The organism is Chamaesiphon sp. VAR_48_metabat_403, from assembly GCF_031422475.1.
Taxonomy (GTDB): Bacteria; Cyanobacteriota; Cyanobacteriia; order Cyanobacteriales; family Chamaesiphonaceae; genus Chamaesiphon.
In genome coordinates, this window is the sequence record NZ_JANPLS010000303.1 from 1 (window position 1) to 6,084 (window position 6,084).

6 protein-coding genes are annotated in these 6,084 nt (G+C 47.7%); 5 read left to right on the forward strand and 1 reads right to left on the reverse strand.

Annotated elements, in window-relative coordinates; translation table 11 throughout:
• The 4 genes from RMO79_RS14525 to RMO79_RS14540 form a co-directional block, all read left to right on the forward strand.
• On the forward strand, positions 1 to 671 hold a 671-nt coding region (locus RMO79_RS14525), incomplete at its 5' end, for a response regulator (protein WP_310483890.1).
• Between the two features lie 97 nt (positions 672 to 768).
• Entirely contained in the window at positions 769 to 1,197 is a 429-nt protein-coding gene (locus RMO79_RS14530) for a response regulator (RefSeq protein WP_310483891.1), read from the forward strand.
• Between the two features lie 96 nt (positions 1,198 to 1,293).
• The gene (locus RMO79_RS14535; protein ID WP_310483892.1) at positions 1,294 to 2,328 is read left to right on the forward strand and encodes a chemotaxis protein CheB; all 1,035 of its coding nucleotides are present in this window, start codon (positions 1,294 to 1,296) and stop codon (positions 2,326 to 2,328) included.
• Positions 2,329 to 2,486: 158 nt separating this feature from the next.
• Positions 2,487 to 3,359, forward strand: coding sequence for a tetratricopeptide repeat protein (locus RMO79_RS14540; protein ID WP_310483893.1), 873 nt, complete (start codon positions 2,487 to 2,489; stop codon positions 3,357 to 3,359).
• A 219-nt stretch (positions 3,360 to 3,578) separates the two neighbouring features.
• Here RMO79_RS14540 and RMO79_RS14545 read toward each other — a convergent pair whose 3' ends face one another.
• Positions 3,579 to 3,779, reverse strand: a complete 201-nt coding sequence (locus tag RMO79_RS14545; RefSeq protein WP_310483894.1) for a hypothetical protein — start codon at positions 3,777 to 3,779, stop codon at positions 3,579 to 3,581.
• Between the two features lie 100 nt (positions 3,780 to 3,879).
• On the opposite strand from RMO79_RS14545, the gene RMO79_RS14550 reads away from it, so the two are divergent.
• The coding region (locus RMO79_RS14550; RefSeq protein ID WP_396136601.1) for a glutamate synthase central domain-containing protein at positions 3,880 to 6,084 on the forward strand (2,205 nt) is incomplete at its 3' end.

The following is a 6,084-nucleotide window of genomic DNA, read 5'->3' on the forward strand; positions in this document are numbered from 1 at the left end:
CGATTGCGCCTAATTCCCCCGGCGAAATTAACCGTACGCCCAACTCGATTTCCTGTCTTTTGCTCCAATCGGGGCGACAACAACTGGCACTACTAGTCGATCGCATCAACGATCGGCAATTAGTCACGATCGAAGCTCCCCACCCGCTGCTCAAAAATGTCCCCCACTTAGCTGGCTCGACAATTTTGGGCACTGGGGAAGTCTGCTTGGTACTCAACCCGATCGATCTGTTCGCAACAGCAGCAGGGGATAGTGCCCTCGGCGCGCAGTTAGCTAACAGTATGCCGACACCAATTGCCAAAGCGATCGCGCCAGCAATTCTGCTAGTGGAAGACTCCCTCGTCATTCGGACGCAGATGACGCGAATTTTGCAAGGAGCAGGTTACCGAGTCACCGCCGCCAATGATGGCTTGGCGGGCTGGGAAACCCTCCAAGCTGGACAATTCGATCTCGTCGTCTCCGATGTCGAGATGCCCCGCTGGGGCGGGCTGCAACTCACCACCGAGATCCGCAGCCACTCCGAATACCAGAATCTCCCGGTAGTTCTGGTTACCACACTCTCACAAGCCGCCGATCGCGATCGTGGTTTTCAAGCTGGTGCCAATGCCTATCTCACCAAAGGTGATTTCGATCAACAGCTCTTGCTCGATACCCTCGATCGATTGGTTTAATTCGGCTTTAGGTTTTAGGTTTTAGGGTAAACAATAAAACCCCTACTTCTTACTCCTTACTCCTTACTCAAATCCACATACCCCCAATAACCCCGTCATGGCTCCTACAAAAATTCTGATTGTTGAAGATTCGCCCGTCGCAATGGAAATATTGCAACGGTTGTTTAAAAGTGCGCCTGAAGTAGAAGTTGTCGGTACCGCTAGAAATGGACAAGAAGCTCTAGCCATGATTCCCCGGCTCAATCCTGCCGTGATTTGTACTGATTTTCACATGGAACCTGTCGATGGTTTGGAACTTACCAAACAAGTAATGGCAAACTTTCCTTGTCCGATTCTGGTACTGAGCAACTCTGTCAAATCCGACGACACTAAAAATGTCTTTGCACTACTCCAAGCCGGAGCATCAGATATTTACCCCAAACCCATCGGCGGCGACTATGCCGAATACGAAGCCATCAAAAAAAGAATTCTCTCTAAAATTAAACTTCTCTCAAGTTTAAAGGTAAACGCTAAACCCTTGAGCTAGGATTTAGGAAAGAAGGGGGAAAGGGTAAAGGGCTAAAAAACACCCTACACCCCACACCCCATAACCTAAAACCTAAAGCCTAAAACCTCATCCGCCATGTCCCCCACAAAAATTCTCCTAGTCGATGATTCGCTCATCGCTCTTGAATTGCTGCAACGCTTATTGAGAGATAGCCCAGAAATTGAAATAGTGGGCACGGCACGCAATGGTAGAGAAGCACTAGAATCGATTCCCAAAGTCAATCCTAGTGTAATTTGTACGGATTTACATATGTCACCGATCGACGGTTTGGAACTTACTAAAGAGGTAATGGAAAAGTTTCCCCGACCGATTTTAGTAATTAGTAACTCAGTCCAAGAAAACGATACTAAAAATATCTTTGGACTACTACAAGCCGGGGCTGTCGATATTTTCCCCAAACCAACCAGCGGAGACTACGCAGAATACGAGCAGATTAAAAACCGACTGATTGCCAAAATCAAAATGCTTTCAAAGGTAAAAGTTAAAGCTAGAAGTAGTGGTTTGGATGCCAAATCTACCAATAGTGGCAATCTCGATCGAACGGGTAACATTCGCGCGATCGCGATTGGAGCCTCTACAGGCGGTCCTCAAGCCATCCATAAAATTATTACCGCACTTCCAGCAAATTTTCCAGTCCCGGTTATTTGCGCCCAACATATCGGCGATGGCTTTTTGACAGGGTTGATTAGTTGGCTCAAAGAAGACTCACAATTGAATGTCAAAATTGCCCAGCTTGGCGAAACGCCAGCTCCAAAAACAGTTTACTTCGCCCCCGAACGCGCGCACCTAGAATTCGACGCTCAGGGCAAATTTATCTATAGTAATTTTACTAGCTCTACAGGTACGTGCCCGTCGATCGATGCCCTGTTTCGATCGGTAGCCCGCATTTATGGTAGTACCAGTGCGAGTATTCTCCTCACTGGCTTAGGTACCGATGGCGTGGCGGGTACAGAAGCTATTAACGCCAGCGGTGGCATCACCATCGCTCAAGACGAACACAGTTGCCTAGTATTTGGCATGTCTAAAGCTGCGATCGCTTCTAATGGTGTCGCCCACGTTTTGAGTCTGGCAGATATCGCACCTTTTTTAATAGCTGAGATTGTAAATTAGGCTTTAGGTTTTAGGTTTTAGGCTTTACGAAATAAGCAATGCTTTCCCAATCCAAAATCCGCAATCCGCAATCCAAAATAGTGATATCACCTAGCAGGATCGGCACAGATGTAATAAGATCGACAAAACCAATCGTCCATCTATTATAAGAGCAGTTTGTGTTAAATCGTCATCGCTGGGCAATCAATCTAGTTGTAGCCGTGTCTCTACTAGCCTTAACTGGATTTTCGCTATTGCCAATCTTCAATTTGGGGCTAGATAGTGGTACCGCCACCGCCACCGAACCAAATAGCCTCTCAGCCGCGCAAACGAGTCAACTTCAGGCGCAGGCACAGGGCTATCTTCAAGTATTACAAAGAGAGCCAGAAAACCAAGTCGCGCTCAAGGGTTTACTCAATGCGAGATTGCAATTGGGTGATGTTAAAGGCAGTTTGGCTCCGCTCGAAAAAATTGCCGCACTCAATCCTCAGACACCAGACTATACGGTACTTTTAGCTCAAACTAAATTGTATTTAGACGATCGTGAAGGTGCGACAGCTAGCTATCGGACGATCTTGGCAATTCAGCCGCAAAATATTAACGCACTGCAAGGGTTAGTCAGTTTGCTCGTTGAAGCCAAACGCCCTGAAGCAGCTTTAGGTGCGGTTCAAACCGCTCTGAAAATGGCACCAGGTACGATCGATACTACGCCGCTTAAATTATTATTAGCGCAAGTTTATCTTACCCAACAGCGGAATGCCGACGCATTAGGTATTTACGATACCGCGATCGAGATAAATCGCGATGATTTTCGCCCCGTCTTGGCTAAAGCTCTGGTATTCAAACAAATGGGCAATCTCACCGAGGCACAATTGTTAATGAATACAGCCGAAAACTTAGCTCCAGCCGAGTATAAAGATCAGATTAAACAAATCGCCCAAGCCACCCAACCGCCTAAGGCAAGTATCGCGCCTAATCTCAGCAATCCCGCGCCTGCTGCACCGAATAATACTCCCCGTCAGCCTGCAACAACACCTCAGGTAGGGAAGTAAGATCGTCGATTCTCATCAGTATAGGAGAGCCATCTTAGCGAAAAAGCTCAACGCTTAAAATCCCCTCCAAGGAGGGGTGCCCAACGGGCGGGGTGGGTAAATCTACGCGACTCACCATCTGCCTCCCAAATGCTTCCACTCCAGAATATTAGCTAGAGTAAAGTAATTTAGATTCGATCGGCGATGCTCGATCGGAGTTAGACGGTTCAATCGAAGATCTCACCCACTCCGCCCTCCGGGCACCCCTCCTTGGAGGAGATTTTCATGCGAGGGATTTTCGAGATTGGCTTTGGTGGTAAAGTTTAGTTTCTTGCTCATCCGTAATGCTTTCTTAGCAGCATATCTAAAATCGAAATGTAGCCGATCGTACCGACTTAAACTAAAAATCCTGATATAAGCATAGATCCATGTTGTTGTCAATTTTAATCGCAGCCAAATTTACAATAGCTCTACCAAACTCTCGGACAACCGCGATAAAATCGAATTAACTCCACTACCGATCCTTGCCTGCACGACAATTATGAACCACACAGACAATCAGTCACAGATGAACCCAATTATTTCTAACCAAGAACCATATTTCGGCCCACGGTGGTTGGTAGAAGAACGAGATGCCTGTGGGGTGGGATTTATTGCTTGTCCGGCGGGGGATACTAGTCATAAGTTGATTCAGCAAACGCTAACTGCATTGACGTGCATGGAGCATCGCGGTGGTTGTAGCGCGGATCGCGATTCGGGCGACGGTGCAGGGATTTTGACGCAGATTCCTTGGGATGTGTTGCTGGAATCTTTAAGGTATCGCAAGACTGATATATACAACGGCGTAGATCGATCTCAAATGGCGGTAGGAATGATTTTTTTACCTCAAGACGCAGATAAACGCGCGGTGGCAAAAAGGATTATCGCTGAGATAGTCATTCAGGAGCAATGTCGATTAATAGAGTGGCGAACAGTTCCGGTTAAGCCAGAGACTCTCGGTGTTCAGGCACGGGAAAATCAACCACACATCGAGCAGATGATTCTGGCGGGAACTACGACTGGAGATGAGTTAGAGCGTCAGTTGTACATGGTGCGCCGCAAGATTGTTAAGGCGTTGCAGGCTGAGGGTACCGTGAAGCCTGGGGATGATTTTTATATTTGCTCTTTGTCTAGTCGGACGATCGTCTACAAGGGGATGGTAAGATCGGCTGTATTGGGTGAATTCTATGGAGATTTGACTAATCCTGAGTTTAAGGCGGCCTTTGCAGTTTATCACCGCCGATTTAGCACCAATACTTTACCAAAATGGCCGTTAGCACAACCGATGCGGGTGCTGGGACACAATGGGGAGATTAATACGCTCTTAGGTAATATCAATGGGATGACGGCGCGGGAAAGCGATCTCAATCATCCAATTTGGAACGACAGGTTAAGAGAATTACAGCCGATTTTGAATCTGGATAATAGTGATTCGGGCACATTAGATAATGTCTTAGAATTACTTGTCCAATCGGGGCGGAGTCCGATCGAAGGCTTGATGATTATGGTACCAGAAGCGTACAAGAATCAGCCGGAATTAGATAAATATCCTGAGATTACGGATTTTTACGAGTACTATTCCGGCTTGCAGGAAGCTTGGGATGGGCCAGCATTACTGGCGTTCTCTGATGGTAAAGTAGTTGGGGCGGCACTCGATCGCAATGGTTTGCGTCCAGCGCGGTATTGTATTACCAAGGATGGCTATCTCTACGTTGGCTCTGAAGCTGGGGTGGTAGATTTACCTGTAGATCAAATCGTCGAAAAAGGTCGGCTTGGCCCTGGACAGACGATCGTGGTAGATTTGGAGACTAAGGAAATTCTCCACAACTGGGAAGTCAAAGAGCGAATCGCCAAAGCTCATCCCTATGGTGCGTGGTTAAAAGAACACCGTCAACCGCTATCAGTGCAACCGTTTGAAGCTAGTTGTCGCTGGGAATCACCCAGTTTGCTCAATCAACAGACGGCGTTTGGCTACACCGAAGAAGATGTATTGATGATCGTCAATGACATGGCGGAAAATGGCAAGGAGCCAACGTTCTGCATGGGCGATGATATTCCGTTGGCGGTGTTGTCTGAGAAGGCGCACCCAATCTATGACTATTTTAAACAACGCTTTGCCCAGGTAACTAACCCCGCGATCGATCCGTTACGCGAAAAGTTAGTCATGTCCCTAGATGTCAGTCTGGGACGCAAGGGAAATTTACTCGAAGTTAAACCCGAATTTGCGGGGATGCTCAAGTTAAATAGCCCTGTCTTAAATGAAGCAGAATTAGAAATAATTAAAGCTTCCTCCCTCGGTAGCGAATTTATCTCCACCCTTTATCCCGTCAATGATGGTGTCGGTGGCTTGAAAATCGAGATCGATCGATTATGCGCCGCTGCATTAGCCGCCGTCAATACAGGCAAACAAATTATCGTCCTCAGCGATTGGCAATCCGGCGGTTTAACCGACGAAATCACCTACGTTCCGCCCCTGGTTGCTGTCGGCGCAGTGCATCATTATCTTACTGCCCAAGGATTACGGGCGCGGGTGTCGATCGTTGTCGATACCGCCCAATGCTGGAGCACCCACCATTTCGCCTGTCTGATTGGCTTCGGCGCATCCGCTGTCTGTCCTTACCTCGCCTGGGAATCCGTCCGCAGTTGGTGGTGTGGCTCCAAAACTCAAGCCGCAATTGGACGCGGAGAACTGGATCTGTCGATCGAT